The organism is Georgenia satyanarayanai, from assembly GCF_023715365.1.
In the GTDB taxonomy this organism is placed as follows: domain Bacteria; phylum Actinomycetota; class Actinomycetes; order Actinomycetales; family Actinomycetaceae; genus Oceanitalea; species Oceanitalea satyanarayanai_B.
This window is the reverse complement of the sequence record NZ_JAMBNZ010000002.1, coordinates 108,506-124,991: the sequence shown is the minus strand read 5'-3', so window position 1 is coordinate 124,991 and position 16,486 is coordinate 108,506. Positions and strand designations below refer to the sequence as shown.

Annotated in this window: 14 protein-coding genes; 7 read left to right on the top strand and 7 right to left on the bottom strand. The window is 72.7% G+C overall.

All coding sequences use genetic code 11. From position 1 onward, the window contains the following. Position 1: 1 nt before the first annotated feature. The 7 genes from M3148_RS02815 to M3148_RS02785 all read right to left on the bottom strand — a co-directional run bounded on the left by M3148_RS02815 (position 2) and on the right by M3148_RS02785 (position 11,857). Positions 2-700: a histidine phosphatase family protein gene (locus M3148_RS02815; protein WP_251303128.1), complete on the bottom strand. Its 699-nt coding sequence runs from the start codon at positions 698-700 to the stop codon at positions 2-4. Between the two features lie 127 nt (positions 701-827). Beyond that, on the bottom strand, positions 828-7,289 hold the full coding sequence (locus M3148_RS02810; RefSeq protein WP_251303127.1) for a PKD domain-containing protein: 6,462 nt from the start codon (positions 7,287-7,289) through the stop codon (positions 828-830). A 152-nt stretch (positions 7,290-7,441) separates the two neighbouring features. Next, a complete protein-coding gene (ehuA, locus tag M3148_RS02805) occupies positions 7,442-8,221 on the bottom strand; it encodes an ectoine/hydroxyectoine ABC transporter ATP-binding protein EhuA (protein ID WP_251303126.1) in 780 nt (259 codons plus the stop codon). Continuing rightward, on the bottom strand, positions 8,208-8,858 hold the full coding sequence (gene ehuD, locus M3148_RS02800; protein WP_251303125.1) for an ectoine/hydroxyectoine ABC transporter permease subunit EhuD: 651 nt from the start codon (positions 8,856-8,858) through the stop codon (positions 8,208-8,210). The genes ehuA and ehuD overlap by 14 nt, the downstream gene beginning before the upstream one ends. Then, positions 8,855-9,595, bottom strand: a complete 741-nt coding sequence (locus tag M3148_RS02795; protein WP_251303124.1) for an amino acid ABC transporter permease — start codon at positions 9,593-9,595, stop codon at positions 8,855-8,857. Before M3148_RS02795 ends, ehuD begins: the two co-directional genes overlap by 4 nt. 9 nt (positions 9,596-9,604) lie before the next feature. Next, a complete protein-coding gene (locus tag M3148_RS02790; protein WP_306469886.1) occupies positions 9,605-10,522 on the bottom strand; it encodes a transporter substrate-binding domain-containing protein in 918 nt (305 codons plus the stop codon). A gap of 345 nt (positions 10,523-10,867) precedes the next feature. Beyond that, positions 10,868-11,857 (bottom strand): LLM class F420-dependent oxidoreductase, encoded by a 990-nt coding sequence (locus M3148_RS02785; protein WP_251303122.1) that lies wholly within the window; start codon positions 11,855-11,857, stop codon positions 10,868-10,870. Between the two features lie 88 nt (positions 11,858-11,945). On the opposite strand from M3148_RS02785, the gene M3148_RS02780 reads away from it, so the two are divergent. The 7 genes from M3148_RS02780 (at position 11,946) to M3148_RS02750 (ending at position 16,402) form a co-directional block, all read left to right on the top strand. Next, on the top strand, positions 11,946-12,551 hold the full coding sequence (locus M3148_RS02780) for a CDP-alcohol phosphatidyltransferase family protein (RefSeq protein ID WP_251303121.1): 606 nt from the start codon (positions 11,946-11,948) through the stop codon (positions 12,549-12,551). Then, complete coding sequence (locus M3148_RS02775) at positions 12,548-13,402, top strand: DUF881 domain-containing protein (RefSeq protein WP_251303120.1); 855 nt, start codon at positions 12,548-12,550, stop codon at positions 13,400-13,402. Before M3148_RS02780 ends, M3148_RS02775 begins: the two co-directional genes overlap by 4 nt. A gap of 53 nt (positions 13,403-13,455) precedes the next feature. Then, entirely contained in the window at positions 13,456-13,788 is a 333-nt protein-coding gene (locus tag M3148_RS02770; protein WP_251303119.1) for a small basic family protein, read from the top strand. After that, the gene (locus M3148_RS02765; protein WP_251303118.1) at positions 13,785-14,540 is read left to right on the top strand and encodes a DUF881 domain-containing protein; all 756 of its coding nucleotides are present in this window, start codon (positions 13,785-13,787) and stop codon (positions 14,538-14,540) included. Before M3148_RS02770 ends, M3148_RS02765 begins: the two co-directional genes overlap by 4 nt. A 107-nt stretch (positions 14,541-14,647) precedes the next feature. Next, positions 14,648-15,100, top strand: a complete 453-nt coding sequence (locus tag M3148_RS02760) for an FHA domain-containing protein (protein ID WP_251303117.1) — start codon at positions 14,648-14,650, stop codon at positions 15,098-15,100. Then, positions 15,097-15,861 carry a transcriptional regulator FtsR gene (ftsR, locus tag M3148_RS02755; protein ID WP_251303116.1) on the top strand — a complete coding sequence of 255 codons (765 nt, stop codon included), beginning with the start codon at positions 15,097-15,099 and terminating at the stop codon, positions 15,859-15,861. The genes M3148_RS02760 and ftsR overlap by 4 nt, the downstream gene beginning before the upstream one ends. Before the next feature lie 70 nt (positions 15,862-15,931). Further along, on the top strand, positions 15,932-16,402 hold the full coding sequence (locus M3148_RS02750) for a bifunctional nuclease family protein (protein ID WP_251303115.1): 471 nt from the start codon (positions 15,932-15,934) through the stop codon (positions 16,400-16,402). Positions 16,403-16,486: the final 84 nt, after the last annotated feature.

The following is a 16,486-nucleotide window of genomic DNA, read 5'->3' as shown; positions in this document are numbered from 1 at the left end:
GCTACGAGGCGGGCGCGGGGTCCGCCGGTCCGGCGCCGCCACCGACCTGCGGCGCGTCCGGCGCGGCGCTCAGCCACGAGAGGTCCCCGGCGTGGGTGTTGACCGCGAGGACGTGCGGCTGGGCGGGGGTGTAGCGCACGACCGAGACCGAGGCGGGGTCCGCGTGAAGCCGCTGGAACAGGTCCAGGTGCAGCCCGAGGGCATCGGCGAGGATCGCCTTGACGAGGTCGCCGTGGGTGACGGCCGCCCACACCGCGGCCGCGCCGTGCTCCGCCTCGACCGCCGCGTCGATCCGCCGAACCGCGCTCACCGCGCGGGCGTGCATCGCCACGAGCGACTCCCCGCCCGGGAAGACCGCGGCCGAGGGCTGCCGCTGGACCACCGACCACAGGTTTTCTTTTGCGAGGTCGGCGAGCGCGCCACCCTGCCACGCGCCGTAGTCGCACTCGGTGAGGCCCTCCTCCAACCGGACAGTGAGGCCGGTGCCCTGGTGGTCGAGGACGGCCTGAGCGGTCTGCCGACACCGCTCGAGCGGACTGGAGACGACGGCGACGAGCGGGACCGCGCCGAGGCGGGCGCCGGTCCGGGCCGCCTGCTCCCGTCCGGTCTCGTCGAGCTCGACGCCAGGGGTCCGCCCGGCCAGTATGCCGGCGGTGTTCGCGGTGCTCCGGGCGTGCCTGACGAGGATGACGGTGGCCATGGGCACCCACCCTAGGCCCCGCACCTGCGCCGGACCCGCCCGCCGGCGCGGGGCAGAGGGGCGGGTTCCAGCTCCCTTCGCGGAGGGGGTGGGCTAGCGGTGAGCGTCGAGGGGGCGGGTCGAGAGGTCAGAGGGAGCGGCGACGGCGGACGAGGAGTGCGCCCAGGGCGGTCGCGACGACGGAGGCGACGACGAGTGCCCACACGCCGCCGGCACCGGTGGACGGCATGCGGGGGGTGTCGCCCCCCGGCTCGGCGGTGGCGTCCGGCCCGGCCGCGGGCGAGCGCGTCGGGGCGGACGTGGGCGGCTCGTCCGTCGGATTCCTGGTCGGGTCCCCTGTCGGCGTCCCGGTGGGGGCCTCGGTGGGCTCCTCGGTGGGGGGCTCGGTCGGCTCCTCCGTCGGCTGCTCGCTCGGCTCGTCCAGGGTGGCGACGACCGTGCACACCACCGAGTCGGCGAGGCCGACCGTCAGCGTGCCGTCCTCCTCGCAGGCCCCGGTGTAGGCCACCGCGTAGTTGTCGGGCGCATCGACGGCCACCGCGTGGGTGCCGGCAGAGAGCTCCACGGGCTCGCCGAACTCCGCGGGCTCGCCGCCCACGGTGAGGCTGAAGCCCTCCGGCGCCGCCATCACGGCGACGGCTGCGGACTGCGCCGCGCTCACCACCTGGAGACCCACGGTCACCTGGGCGGCGACGTCGTCGTGGGTGACGGTGCACGTGACGTCGTCGCCGGCGGCCACACTCACGCTGCCGTCGGCCGCACACGCGCCACCGAAGGTCGTCCTGTACCCGGCCGGCCCCTCGTCCAGGGCGAGGGCGTAGCTGCCGGCGTCCAGGGCGTAGGCGGTGCCGCTCGTTGAGCCCGGGGCGTTGCCGACCCCCGCGACACCGACGACGAAGTCCGCGGCGTCCGCGGCGCCCCCGTGGTCGGTGACGACCTCGGTGACGACGGTGAGCGTGGCGACCTCGGGCGGCACGTCGTCGTGGACGATCGTGCAGGCGCCGGTCCCGCCGGCCGTGAGGCTGATCGTGCCGTCGGCGGCGCAGTCCCCGGTGACCGTCGTCGTGTACCGGGCCAGTGCCCCGCCGTCGACGACGTAGGCGCCGGCGCCGAGGGTGTGGACGGTCCCGGCGGCGGCACCCGGTCCGGTCGCGACGACCTCGGTCCCGCGTCGCAGCGTCACCATGAAGTCGGCGGCGGTCGCCGTGCCGCCGTCGTCGTTGACCACCTGCGTCGTCACGGTGAGCGTCGCGAGCTCCGGCGCGACGTCGTCGTGCGTGACCGTGCACGTGCCCGTCCCCCCGGCCGCGAGGGTGATGGTGCCGTCGGCGCAGTCCCCGCTGAGGGTGGTCGTGTAGCCGGGCAGCGAGCCGCCGTCGACGGCGTACGTCCCGGCCGTCAGCACGTGCACCGTGCCGTCCACCGAACCCGGCGCGGAGACCGGCGCTCCCGGACCGTCCGCCAGGGTGACGGTGAAGTCGCCGGGCGCCGCCCTGCCGCCGTCGTCGTTGACGACCGCGGTGACGACGGTGAGCCGGGGCCGCTCGAGGACGTCGTCGACGTCGGTCGCGACGTTGTTCGCCGGCGTGAGGTCGCTGCCGTGGGTGCCGTCGTCGAAGGCGCGCGCGGTGACGGCGAGCGTGCCACCGGCGGCGACGTCCTCGGCGACGCGCACGGTGAGGCTGCGCGCGACGGTCGCGCCGGCGTCGGCGTCGAAGACGGGCCAGGTGACCGTGGCGCCGTCGGCCGTGCCGCCGTCACGGGCGGAGACGAGCGTGAGCCCCTCGGGCAGCTCGACGGTGAGCGCGACTCCGGTCGCGCCGACCTGCCCGACGTTGGCGACGTCAAGGGCGTAGGTGAGCAGCTCACCGCCGCTCGCCCCTGTGCGGCCGTCGTCGATCGCGACGGTGATGTCGGGCCGCTCGACAAGCGCGGTCGCGCACGACGCGAGAAGGGCGTCGAGCACGGGCTGCGGGTCCGTGGCGAACTCGCGGATGTCGAAGACGGCGCCGCCGCTGCCCGTGGCGAGGTCCTGGTAGTCCTGCGTCGAGCTGTTCGGGGTGATGATCGAGAAGAGGACGGCCTCGTGCTCGGCGAGCGCGGCGCGCGCCTCCTCGACCGTGTACTGGGAGCGCTGGGTGTGCTCGTCGCCGACGAGCACGACGCAGCGTCCGGCGCCGGGCCGCAGACCGACGTTCTCGCCCAGCGCGTCGACGATCGCGTCGATGCCGGGCTCGTCCCCGCCGCCCGTGGTGAGGGCCGCGGTGGCGGCGGCGACGTCGTCGAGGTTGTCGGTGGCGGGGACGACGACGCGGGGCAGGTGCCCGGCCCGTCCCTCGTGGGCGAGGAAGCCGCCGCCGAAGCCCATGACGCCGATCTGGTAGTCGATCTGCTGGGCGAGCTGCTCGGCGATGTGGACGACGTTCGCCTGGACCTGGCGCTGGACCCCGCCCATGCTGCCGGACTCGTCGATCGTGAAGACGACGTCGCCGGGCGGGCGCTGGGTGTCCGGCACGGTGTCCGTGTCCGCAGAGGTGAGGTAGTCCCCGGTGCCGGCGAACTCCGCGTGCAGCTCACGCTCGGCGCCGAGCGGCAGTTGGAGCTGGACGGCGCCGGCGGCGTCGGTCCTCACGGTGCGGGTCTCGTCGCCGAGGGTGACGGCGAGCTCGGCGCCCGGAACGGGCGTGAACCCGGTCCGGTTCCACAGGGTGGCGCGGACGCTCAGCTCGCCGGTGGAGGTGAGCGAGCCGGGCACCGGGTAGACGCTGAGGTAGGTGGGGGAGGGCTGGACGGTGACGGTCGCGGTGTCGGTGGACGAGCCGCCGTCCGCGTCGGTCACCATGAGCGTCGCGGTGTGGGTGCCGACGCCGTAGCGGTGGGGCACCCGCGCCGTCGTGCTCGTGCAGCCCTCGACGACGACGGCGTCGCTGCCGTCCCCGAAGTCCCACGTGCACCGCAGCTCCGCGCGGTCGGCGGCGACGTCGTTGACGGTCGCGTCCGGCGTCCACGTCGACACCGCCCGGCCCTCGACGGTCGCCACAGGCACCGTGTGGTCGCGGCCGGCGGAGACGGTCGGGGCGACGTTCTCGACGGTCACCGTGCGCGTCGACGTCGCCTGCTGCCCGTAGGAGTCGGTGACGGTGAGCGTGACCTCGTACTCGCCGTCGTCGGGGTAGGCGTGGGTGGGGGCGAGGGTACCGTCGGTCCGGCTGCCGTCGCCCCACGTCCACGTGCGCTCGACGACGGCCCGGCCCGCGGGGACGGCGGTGGTGTCGGTGAAGCGCTCGGAGCGCCCCTCGAGCACGGTGGAGGGCACGGCCACGTCCGTGTCGGGCAGGGGCGCGACGACCCGCTGGAGGAGCTCGGTGCGCGAGGTGCTGCCCTCGGCGTCGGTCACGGTGAGCGTCACCGTGTAGTCGCCCGGGGCCGCGTAGGTGTGGACGGGGTGCTGCTCGGTGGAGGTGGCGCCGTCGCCGAAGGTCCACGCCCAGGCGACGATGTCGCCGTCCGCGTCGGCGGAGCGGTCGGTGAACTGCACCCGCGCGCTGCCGACCTGACCGGTGAGGGCCTTGAGCTCGAGGGTCTCGGTGTACGCGGTCGAGCCGCGGTTGGTGAGCGCGTCGAAGCGCAGGTACCGGCCGGTGCGCGGGGCGTGGAGCTCTAGGTGCTGGAGGTCCGCGGTGTTGGCGAGCTGGGTGTCCACCGCCGTGGTGAAGAGGTCCGCGGAGGTGCCGCGCACCTCCCCGAGCGCCAGCCGCACGTCCTGCGGGCGGGTGCTCTGGCCGGTGCCGGGGCGAAGGGCGAGGGCCTCGATCTGCCAGCTGCGGCCGAGGTCGAGGACCGCCCACTGGTTGGTGGTGAGCGCGGGGGCGGTGCGCCAGCCGGTGGGTGCGGCCGGGTAGTCGACGTCGATCATCTCCACGGGCGTGGTGCTCTGCGCCGCGGCGCTGGAGAAGGCGAGGACGCTGCCGCCGTGGTCGACGAGCGCGACGTCCGCGAGGCCCGTGCCCGGCAGCGGGCTGAACGCGGCGCGGGGCGGGCCGGAGAGGAGGATCTCGGCGCTCGCGACCTGCGAGACCACCCCGAGGGAGTCGGTGACCCGCAGCGCGACCGTGCCCGAGGCGTCCATGACGTGCACGGGGTGCTGCTCGGTGGAGTCGACGGTGAAGGTGGCGCCGTCGTGGTCGAGGTCCCACTCCCAGGCGGCGATGCCGTCGGCGTCGGTCGAGGTGTCGGTGAGCCGGACCGGGTTGCCCACGAGGGGCACCTCCGGCTCCCAGGTGAAGGAGGCGACCGGCCGGTCGGTGACGACGACGACGCCGCTCGCCTCGTCGCTCTGTCCATCGCCGTCCGTCACCGTGAGGGTGACGTCGTAGCGGCCGGCGGCGGTGTAGGTGTGGGTGGGGTGGCGCTCGGTGGAGTCCGTGGCGCCGTCGCCGTCGACGTCCCACGCCCACGCGGAGAGGGGGCCGTCGGGGTCGGTGGAGCGGTCGGTGAAGGTGACCGGCTCGTCGACGACGGCGGGACTCGGGGCGTGGTCGAAGGTGGCAGTGGGCGGGCCGGTGTCCTCGGTGCCGGGGTCGCAGTCGTCGTCGACGCCGTTGCCGGGGACCTCCGCCGCGCCGGGGTGCACGGCGGGGTCGTCGTCGGCGCAGTCGACGTTGGCGTGCCAGCCGTCGGCGTCGACGTCCGGGTGGACGGGCACGAGGGTCCACTGGGTGGTGCGGGCGGCGCCGGAGGGATCCGTGCTGTGCGCCGCCACCCGCCGCGGGGTCTCCTCCGTGCCGGGGGAGAAGGTGTGGCTGGTGCCGGTGGCGACGGTGTCCTCACCGACGGGCCACTCGGTGGTGACGTCGTCGCCGTCGGGGTCGGCGACGGTGACGGCGAGCTCCTGGCTCCCGTCGAGCGGCACCTCGACCACGCCGGGGGCGGGCAGCGGGCTCGTGTGCGTGGGCGGCCGGTTGGACGAGGTGAGCTGGAGCTGGACGACATCGGCGGCGGTGCGTCCGTCCGCCGCGATGGCGCGCACGCCGACGAGGACACGGCCGGGCTGCCCGGACAGCACCTGGCCGGTGGCCGGGAAGGTGTGGGTGACGGTGGTGCCGGTCGCGTCGTCGAAGGCGCCGTCGCCGTCGAGGTCCCACTCGATGGTCTCGCAGCCGGTGCAGCGGGCCGTGAGGCTGCGCGGGGTGCCGACGGGTACCGAGGCGGCGCCCGGCGCCGTGACGGTCGGGTAGGGCGTCTCCCCGCGGGTGGCGACGAGCGCCTCGAGCTCGGAGATGATCGGGCTCATGGCGTTGGCGAGCTGGGTGTAGGCACCCGACATGCCGTTGTTGACGCTGATCTCCGAGTTCTGGAAGGTCGTCCAGGACTCCGGGGCGCCACCGAGCTCGTCGACGACGACGTCGACGAGGCGGTCGAGGTCCTCGTCGGTGGCGCCGAGGTTGCGCAGCTCCCGCTCCTCGACCTCGGTGAGGCCCTCTGCCGCGATGCGCTCCGTCACCTCACGAAGCCGGGACATGCCGGTGTTCAGGTTGGTGCCGGCACTGGCGAAGGCGCTCGTCGAGGCGTTGAGCGCGGAGGACTCGTTGGCGAGCGCGACGTTCAGCCGCGCGGCGTAGTCGCGGACGGCGCGGGCGTGCAGCAGAGCCGCGGGCGCGTCGTCGGCGAGCGCGGCACCCTGGTACTTCTCCATGGCCGCGAGGAAGGCGGCGGACAGCTCCGTCGTCTGGCTCAGGTGGTCGGCCCAGCTCGCGAAGGCGGTCCACCCGGGGTGGCCGAGCGGGGCGGCGAAGTCGGTGATCGGCGCGGGCACCGCCGGCTCTGTGAAGTCCGGGTCCGGCGGGTCGGCGGCGATGCCCTCGTAGTAGGTGGCGCGGTCGATGATCGTCTTGACCACCGCCGCCTGCATGCGCCACACGTCCGTGACGCTCGGGGTCGGGCACCAGATCCCCTCGGGCAGCGCCAGGCACACGTAGGTGAGGTAGAAGGAGAGCAGGTTGCGCGCGTCGGAGGCGAGGAGGTAGCCCTGCGTGACCGCGAAAAAGGCCGTGTACGCCATCGCCGCGTCCACCCAGTGGTCGGCCTGCTCCTCGGCGGCACCCTTCATCGCCTGGATGGCGGGGTCCGGCAGGAGCGGGACACCGGTGGGCAGGACGACCTCGAAGGCGGGGGAGAGGAGCGAGTCGCTCCCGTCGAGGACGCCGTTCTGGCAGGTGTCCTCGACGAGGTCGTAGGTGCCGGCGCCGACGCTCCCGCTCGGGGCGGTGATCGCGAGGATCTCCCCGAAGACGCCGCTGCCCAGGCCGGTGCCCTGGAGGGTGTTGGGCGACCCGGAGACGTCGCTCAGCGTGGAGCCCGGACCCACGGAGCCGCTCGGGACGACGTAGATGTCCGACGCCGTCCAGAAGGTGTCGCAGTCACGGGTGAGGGTGCCGATGTCGACCATGACGGTCGCGTTCGGTCCGAAGCTGTAGCCGTTGAGGGTGAAGCCGGAGACGTCGGCGGCGGCTGGTCCCGCCGTCGTGATCCCCCCGAGCACGAGTGCAGCTCCCGCGGTGGCCGCCGCCACCCGAGTCGTCCGGCCCATGTCCGCGTCATCCCCTCATCCGCCTGGCAGTCTCCGGATGCTGCCCGTTCCCGCACGCGGGGAACGGGCCGACGACGGGTGATCGACAGGTGATCAGGAGAGGGCGGGCGGGGTGAGACGACGGCGGGGTCCCGTCGGGGACTCGCCGGGGCTCAGAGCACGGCCTGGAGGAAGTCCCTCGTGCGCTGCTCGCGCGGGGCGGAGAACAACGCGCGGGGCTCGCCGTCCTCGATGATCCGGCCCTTGTCGAACATCATCACCCGGTCGGAGACCTCCTGCGCGAACTGCATCTCGTGCGTGACGATGAGCATGGTGATGTCGGTGCTGCTCGCAATGCCGCGCAGCACGGTGAGCACCTCACCGACGAGCTCCGGGTCCAGCGCCGAGGTCACCTCGTCCAGGAGGAGGATCTCCGGATCCATCGCCAGGGCCCGGGCGATGGCCACGCGCTGCTGCTGACCGCCTGACAGGCGGGTGGGGTGCTGGTCCGCCTTGTCCGACAGGCCCACCAGCTCGAGCAGCTCGCGCGCCCGGGCGTGGGCCTCTGCCTTGCTCCGTCCCAGCACGTGGATCGGTGCCTCGACGATGTTCTCGACAACCGTCATGTTCGGGAACAGGTTGAACTGCTGGAAGACCATCCCGATCTTCGTCGAGACCTTGTTGATGTTCTTCTGCTTCTGCCGCACGCGCTTACCGCCGCGCATCTCGTAGACGAAGGGCTCGCCGTCGATGTGGATGAAGCCGTCGGTGAGCTCCTCGAGCGTCATGACGAGGCGCAGGATTGTCGTCTTGCCCGAGCCGCTGGGGCCGATGAGCGTCACGCGCTCGCCCTTGGCGACCTCGAAGTTGAGACCGTCCAGGACGGTGTTGTCACCAAATCGCTTGACGACGTTCTCGAAGCGGATGACCGGGGTGGTGTCAGTAGCGGGCAAGGCGGTTCTCCAGTTTCCGGACGAGGATCGAGGTGGGGTAGCTCGCCGCGAGGAAGATCAGCCCGGCGAGGGTGATCGCCTCGGTGTAGGTGAACGTCCGGGAGCCGTAGTTCTCGGCTGCGGAGATCATCTCCGGCACGGTGATGACGAAGAGGAACGGGGTGTCCTTGAACATCGAGATCACCCAGGTGCCCAGGGCCGGCACGGTGGTGCGCAGGGCCTGCGGCACGACGATCCGGGTCCAGGTCCGGCTCCGCGGCAGGGACAGCGCGGTGGCCGCCTCCCACTGACCCGCAGGGACGTTGTCGATCCCGGAGCGGTAGACCTCGGCCATGTACGTGGCGTAGTGGATCCCGAGGACGCCGATACCGATCCACAGCGGGTCCCACGAGGTGAAGGTGTAGTAGACGAACAGCAGCTGGACGACGAGGGGCGTCATCCGGATGAACTCCATGACCCAGTGCACCGGCTTGGCGATGACGACGGGCGCGGAGCGGCGGACGAAGGCGATGACGAGCCCCAGCGCGGCGGCGATGACCGAACCGAGCACCGTGGCGAGCAGGGTGACCTCGAAGAAGGCCGAGAGCAGCTGGGGGAGGACCTCGGCGGCGCGCTCCCAGCTCCAGAAGTCGTTCATGCGCTCACCACCCCGGACTTGGCGGCACGGGGCCGGAGCAGGCCCCTCGCCGGCTGCTCGACACCCAGCCGCCGCTTCGCACGCGCCTCACCCCAGTTGGCGATGAGCACGAGGACGTAGGCGATGAGGAAGTACATGACCATGGCCGTGCCGTAGGAGAAGAACGTGTCGCCGGTCCGTTGGCGCAGGACGCCACTGACGAAGGTGATGTCGTGCATGAACAGGAGGTACGCGACCGCCGTGCCCTTGAGGAGCATGATCCCGAGGTTGCTCAGCGAGGGAATCATGATCGCCCAGGCCTGGGGCCAGACGACCCGGAACAGGCGCCGGCCCGGGGGCAGGCTGAGCGCGACGCTCGCCTCCCACTGCCCCTTCGGGACGGCGTTGATAGCACCGCGCACGACCTCTGCGCCATAGGCCCCGTAGTTGAGGCCGAGCCCGACGATGCCGGAGACGAGACCGGCCACCTCACGGTTGGCGAACAGGTCCGGGAACGCGAGCGGCATGACGTAGAAGAGGAAGAAGAGCTGGACGAGCAGTGAGGTGCCGCGGAAGAACTCGATGACGACCCGCGCCGCGCCGCGCACCACCACGTTCTGGTGGCGCGCGGCGAGACCGAGCGCAACAGCGAGCACGAGCGCGAGGGCCGAGCCGCCGATCGTCAGCTGGAGGGTGACGATGATGCCGTCGACGAACTGCGGCCACAGCGTCGCCAGGGCATCGAGGTTCTCACTCATCGAGGGGCGTCAGCCGATGTTGCCGGCGCAGAGGTCCTCGGTGGTGAAGTCCCCGGTCGGACGCTCACCCTCGGTGAAGCCCCAGTCGCCGACGACGGAGAGGTACTCCTCCTCGCTGCCGACGATCTCGGCGAGCTTCTCGTTGTAGGCGTCCCGCAGCTCGGTGTCCTCGGGGCGGAAGACGGTCCCGCCGGCGCCCACCTGCTCGACGCCGTCGATGACGGCGATGAAGGTGTCGGTGACCTCGACGCCCGGGTCGTTGGCGGCGTTGTCCACCATCCAGTTGAGGGAGATGCCGGTGAGGGCGAAGACGTCGGCGCGGCCGCCGGTGATGAGGTCCATCCCGTCCTGCGGGTTGCCGACCTCGGTGGCCTCGATCCCCAGGTCGGAGGCGTAGGTGGCCTCGATCGCGCCGGTCATGGCCGCCATCCGCAGGCCGTCGTCCTGCGCCTCGACGATGTCCTGCATGTCGTGGACGTCGAAGGGGTTGCCCTCCTCGACCATGAGCGCCGTCGTGTACTGGAACTCCGGCTCGGAGAAGATCGCCTGCTCGCAGCGCTCGGGCAGGATCGACATGCCGGCCGCGACGACGTCGAAGTGGCCTGCGTTGAGACCCTGGATGAGTTGGCCGAACTCGGCCTGGACGCCGTCGACGGTGTCGACGCCGAGCTCGCCCCAGATGCGCTCCTGCAGCGCCACGGAGGCGCCGACGAGCTCGCCGCCCTCGTCCTGGAAGCTGTAGGGCGCCTCGCCGGCGAAGCCGACGGTGATGGTGCCGGCCTCCTGGAGGGCCTCGAGCGTGCTCTGGCCCTCGCTCGGCTCGACCGCGCCGTCCTCGCCGTCGCCGTCGCCGCCGCACGCTGCGAGTCCGAGCGCGAGTACTGCTGCGGCCGCCGGGATCGCCGCCCGTCGTCGGGCAGAAGTCATGGTCATCATGGTCCCTTCGGTTTGCACGAGGCTGGGTCCTACGGAGTCACCTCCGGGCCGCAGGGAGCAGCGCACGGAGACGACCAGTCGCCCCGAGTGGTCATGGTGCTCGGCCACGCTAGGGAAGAGCAGGAGGGACCTCAAGGACCCGAACCGCGCCCCCCACCGGCAGTTCCCTCCCGGGCGCACCACCGCACGATCCGCGCGGTGGCGCGCCGCGACCCTCCCTGGCATGGGGGACCCGCGGGACCCGGACGCACCGAAAGGAGGGGTCCCGATCGTTATCGCACCGTGACGTCTTTGACCGGCTATTGACCTGCGCTGGCTCAGGGCATTGCCCGTCGCTCACCCCAGCGCGGGGGCCACCTCGCGCTCGAAGAGCTCGATGCCACTCGTGTCGTAAGCGGCCTCGGGGAAGTAGAAGATCCCGTACGTCATACCCTGCTCCTCCAGCGCACGGAGCCTCTCGACGATCTGCTCCGGCGTCCCGTAGGCCGGCATGTCGCACACCGACCCGAGCTCGCGCTGGACGCGCTCCTCGTCCACGCCGGCCCTGCGGAGGCGGTCGGCGAGCTGCTCGACGCGGTCACGGACCTCGGCCTCGTCCCGGCCGATCGCGACGTTGTAGTTGGCCGAGCGGGTGATGCGCCCGACGTCGGTGCCGACCTCGCGGCAGTGCTCGGCGAGGATCTCGGACTTGCGCGCGAAGCCCTCGGGCGTGCCGTCGAAGTTCGTGTAGTCGGCGTAGCGGGCGGCGATCTTCAGGGTGACCTTCTCGCCACCACCGGCGATCCACAGCGGGACGCCGCCCTCCTGGAGGGGGAGGGGACGGCAGATCGCGCCGTCGACCTCGTAGTGCTTGCCCGAGAAGGTGGCCCGGCCCTCGCGCCAGGCCTGGCGCATGATCTGCACGCCCTCGTCGAGCATCGCCAGGCGCTCCCCGGCCCGCGGGAAGCCGTAGCCGTACGCGCGCCACTCGTGCTCGTACCAGCCGGCGCCGATGCCCATCTCGAGGCGTCCGCCGCTGACGTGGTCGACCGTCGCGGCGACCTTGGCGAGGTACATGGGCGGGCGGTAGGCCATGCACGTGCACATCTGGCCGAGGCGGACCCGCTCGGTGCTGGCGGCGAGGGCCGCCATGAGGGACCACGCCTCGTGGGTGGCCTCCTCACTGGGCACCGGGGTGGTGTGGAAGTGGTCGTAGACCCACACCGACTCCCACGGTCCGGCGTCGGCACGGCGGGCGAGGTCACGCATGAGCGGCCACTGCTCGGCGTCGTCGACGCCGACGAGGTCGAATCGCCAGCCTTGGGGAAGGAACATTCCGAGTCGCATGGTCGAGAAGAGTACGGTCAGGTCACAGCGCGGTCACGCCGGGCGCGCTCCGCCCGCCCTGTCCGACCTCGTGCGTACGCTGGACCCCGTGAGCACCAGGGAGAAGGCGGCGCGCGCTGCCGAGCAGCGCGTGTGGACCATCCCCAACGCCATCAGCTTTCTCAGGCTGGCGCTCATCCCCGTGTTCGCGTGGCTCATCGTGGCCGAGCACGACGCCGCGGCAGTCATCGTCGTCGCCGTCGCCGGCTTCACCGACTGGGCCGACGGCTACATCGCCCGGCGCTTCGACCAGGCCAGCCGCCTCGGGCAGATGCTCGACCCTGCCGCCGACCGCCTCTACATCCTCGTCACCCTCATCGGGCTGGCCTACCGGGACATCATCCCGTGGTGGCTGGTCGCCGTCATCGTGGCCCGCGAGCTCGTCCTCGCCGGGACGATCCCGGTGCTCCTGCGGCACGGCTACGGCACGCTGCCGGTCCACATGGCCGGCAAGGCGGGCACCTTCTGCCTCATGTACGCCTTCCCACTGCTCCTCCTCGCCTCCGTCCCCGGCGCCCTCGGCACCGCGGCCTCGACGGCCGGCTGGGCGATCGCACTGTGGGGTGTGGGCCTGTACTGGTTCGCCTGCCTGCTCTACCTCGAGCAGGTGGCGTGGATCGTCCGCCGTGACCGCCGGGCGGCGAGCCCGGCGTGAAGCAGCAGCCCGGTCGCCCCGACCAGTCGATGACCCTCCTGCGGGAGGTCGTCGAGCGGCCGCTCGACCCGGGCTACGCCGCCGCCGCCCAGCGACGCGCGGCCGGCACGGCACCGCAGCTGCCCTGGTGGCGCAAGGGCCTCGTCCTCGTCGTGGCTGCGACACTGGGACTCGGAGCGGTGTGGGCGGCCCGCGAGCTGCGCGCACCGGCCGACGGCGCCGGTGACGCACGCGCGCTGCTCCTGGCCCAGGTGGAGGACGGCGCCGCACGCGGGGAGCAGCTGCGCGCCGACAACGCCGCCCTCGTGGAGGAGATCGAGCGCCTGCAGGAGGAGTCGCTGCGCGGGAGCGACCCCGAGTTCCTCGAGCGGGTCCAGCTGCTCACCCTCAACGCCGGCAGCGCCCGCGTCCGCGGCCCGGGCCTGCGGATCACCCTCGACGACTCCCGCGACGCCCAGGCCGGGGAGCCGGGAGCGGACCTGGGACGCGTCCAGGACCTCGACCTCCAGGTGCTCGCGAACGCCCTGTGGTCGGCGGGCGCCGAGGCGGTGGCGATCAACGGGCACCGGCTCTCCGGGCTCAGCGCGATCCGCTCCGCCGGACCGGCGATCCTCGTCGACCTCGCCCCGCTCGCCCGGCCCTACGTCGTCGAGGCCGTGGGCAACCCCGGCGACATGAGTGCCCGCCTCACGCGGAGCACGGGGGGCACGCACCTGGGGACGCTGCGCGACTCCTTCGGCATCTCGGTGAGCATCGAGGAGGCCGACGAGCTCGTCCTGCCCGGGACGACGGCGCGCACGCTGCGCCACGCCGAGCCGCTCGAGGCGCAGACGGGCCGGGAGGACCGATGATGGGGCGTCACGGGAGGCCGTGCCACGTGCACGTGTCGAGGGAGGATCGCTGAGTGTTCGCTGTCATCGGGCTCGTCATCGGCGTCGTCGTCGGTATCGCCGTCGAGCCGACCGTCCCGGCGGTGCTGCAGCCCTACCTGCCGATCGCCGTCGTCGCCGCCCTCGACGCTCTCTTCGGGGGCCTGCGCGCCTACCTGGACGGCGTCTTCGACGACCGCGTCTTCGTCGTCTCCTTCCTCTTCAACGTCCTCATCGCGGCGCTGCTCGTCTTCCTCGGTGACCAGCTCGGCGTGGGCGCCCAGATGACGACGGCGGTCGTCGTCGTCCTCGGGATCCGTATCTTCTCCAACGCGGCCTCGATCCGCCGGCACATCTTCAAGGCATGACACACGACGCGGGAAGGACGGCGACCGGCGGGGGAGCGGGGCGCCTGCGGCACCTGCTCCTGGGGCGCCACCCCACGTGGGTCCACGTCCTCATCGTGCTGCTCTGCGCGGCCGTGGGCTTCGCGCTCGCCGTCCAGGTCCGCCAGACCCAGGAGGACACCTACGCGACCATGCGCCAGGACGACATCGTCCGGCTCCTGGACGAGCTCAGCGTGCGCAACCGAGAGCTCACCGAGGAGGGCATGGAGCTGCGCCGCGAGCTCGGGGAGCTCGAGTCCGGCTCCAGCTCGCGCGCGGCGGCCCAGGAGGCCGCCGCCCAGCAGGCACGGGTGCAGGGCATCCTTGCCGGGGCGCTGCCCGTGACCGGCCCGGGCGTGGAGCTCGCGGTCCACGACCCCTCCGGCGCCGTCAGCGCGCCCGTGTTCGTCACCGTGCTCGAGGAGCTGCGCAACGCCGGCGCCGAGGCCATCGAACTCAACGACCAGCGGATCACCGCCTCGAGCTGGCTCGGCACACGGCCCGGGGGACTGGTCGTGAGCGGCACCGACATCAGCGCCCCCTACGTGTGGCGCGCCATCGGTGATCCCCAGACCCTCGCCGTCGCCCTCGACATCCCCGGTGGTGCGCTCTCCTCGATCCGGGGCGCCGGCGCGGCCGCCGAGGTGACCCAGCACGACCAGCTGTCGATCGCCTCCGTGCGCTCCCTGGCGGAGCCCGAGTGGGCCACCCCGGCGCCCGTCGAGAACCGCTGAGCGGCCACCCGGGACGCGGTGCCTGTCACAGGAGCCCCGTGGGGAACTATGGTGGGGTCCAGCGCCGGGTGACGAGCCCGGTGGTGCCGCCGAGGGGAGTACACGCCATGGGAATCGAGCCCGAGCCGCAGGACTTGTCGAGCACGACCGCCCGCTTCGGGGCGATCGGTGCGAGTGACGAGACCGCGGAGCGCTCCGACGTCCCCCCGCCCGACCGCGCCGCGATCGACGGGCTGCCCCCGGGGCACGCCCTGCTCATCGTCCAGCGCGGGCCGACGGCGGGTGCGCGCTTCCTCCTCGACACCGACCGCACCCTCGCGGGCCGTCACCCCACCGCCGACATCTTCCTCGACGACGTCACGGTCTCGCGCCGGCACGCGGAGTTCCTCGCCCACGAGGGCGGCTACGTCGTGCGTGACGTCGGCTCGCTCAACGGCACCTACGTCAACCTGGAGCGCATCGACTCCGCCGTGCTCAACGCGGGTGACGAGGTGCAGATCGGCAAGTACCGGCTCACCTACCACCCCAGCCCGCACCGCGGGGACGCGCCGGCCTCGTGAGCTCGACCGCCCGCCGCGCCACCGAGTCCCACCCCGAGGAGCCGCAGGAGCAGCCGCGGCCATGGCCCCCGGGCGCCTCCACCGACCCCACGATGAGCATCGGCGCCGTGCTCGCGGCCCTGCAGCCGGAGTTCCCCGCCGTGCGCATCTCCAAGCTCCGCTTCCTCGAGGAGCAGGGCCTGGTGAGCCCGAGCCGCAGTGGCTCCGGCTACCGCATGTACAGCCAGGCCGACGTCGAGCGTCTGCGCTTCGCCCTCACCGCGCAGCGTGACTCCTTCCTGCCGCTGCGCGTCATCCGCGACCAGCTCGAGGACCTCGACGCCGGGCGCCCAGTGGAGTCGGTGCCCGGCACTCGCGTCGTCGCCCGCGACGGCGAGCTCGTCCGCCCGCGGCCCTCGGCACGGGTGCGGGCGCAGGAAATCGCCGACCTCACCGGGGTGAGCCTCGCCGAGATCGACGAGATCGCCGGGGCCGGCCTCATCGCTCCCGACGCGCGTGGACGCTACCCGGGCCGCGCCGTCGACGTCGTCCAGCACGCCGCCGCGCTCGCGCGCCAGGGGATCAGCCCGCGCCACCTGCGCACGGTGCGCACGGCCGCCGAGCGGCAGGCCGACACGATCGAGCAGGTCGTGGCCCCGGTGCGCGCCCAGCGCTCGGGCGCCGGGCGGGAGCGTGCCGCCGCGCGCGCTCAGGAGCTCGCCGAGCTCTACGGGCGGCTGCACGCGGAGCTGCTCCGCGCCGCCGTCGACGACCTCGACTGAGCGCCGCACCTCGCGCGCACGCGGGGCATTTCGCGCGCACCGCCGCCGCGATGGCCGTACCGTTGCTGACATGCGAGAGATGGACGTGCTCGGCGTCCGGGTGAGCATCCCGGAGAACGAGGTCGTCGTCGTCCTGGCCGTCCGCGACGAGGGTCGGGTGGTGCTGCCCATCGTCATCGGGCCGCGCGAGGGAGCGTCCATCGCCACGGCACAGGCGGGCATCGTCCCCGAGCGTCCCCAAACCCACGACCTGTTCATCTCCCTCCTCGACGCCACGGGCGTGCAGCTCGAGCAGGTGCGCGTCACCCGCCTCAAGGAGGGCACCTTCCACGCCGAGCTCGTCCTGTCCTCGGGGCAGCACGTCGACTCGCGCCCCTCCGACGCCATCGCCCTCGCGCTGCGCGCCCGGTGCCCGGTGCTGTGCGACGAGGGAGTCCTCACAGCGGCCGGCGTCATCATGGACGCGGAGGACGAGGCCGAGGTCGTGGCCGACTTCCAGGCGTTCCTCGAGAACGTCGAACCGGAGGACTTCGAGCCGTAAGAGGCTGCACCACGAGGTGGACCTCAACCTTCTCTTGAGACTAAGACACGCTGGTTCGACACGCCGATCGCGGCTTGCCGCGCA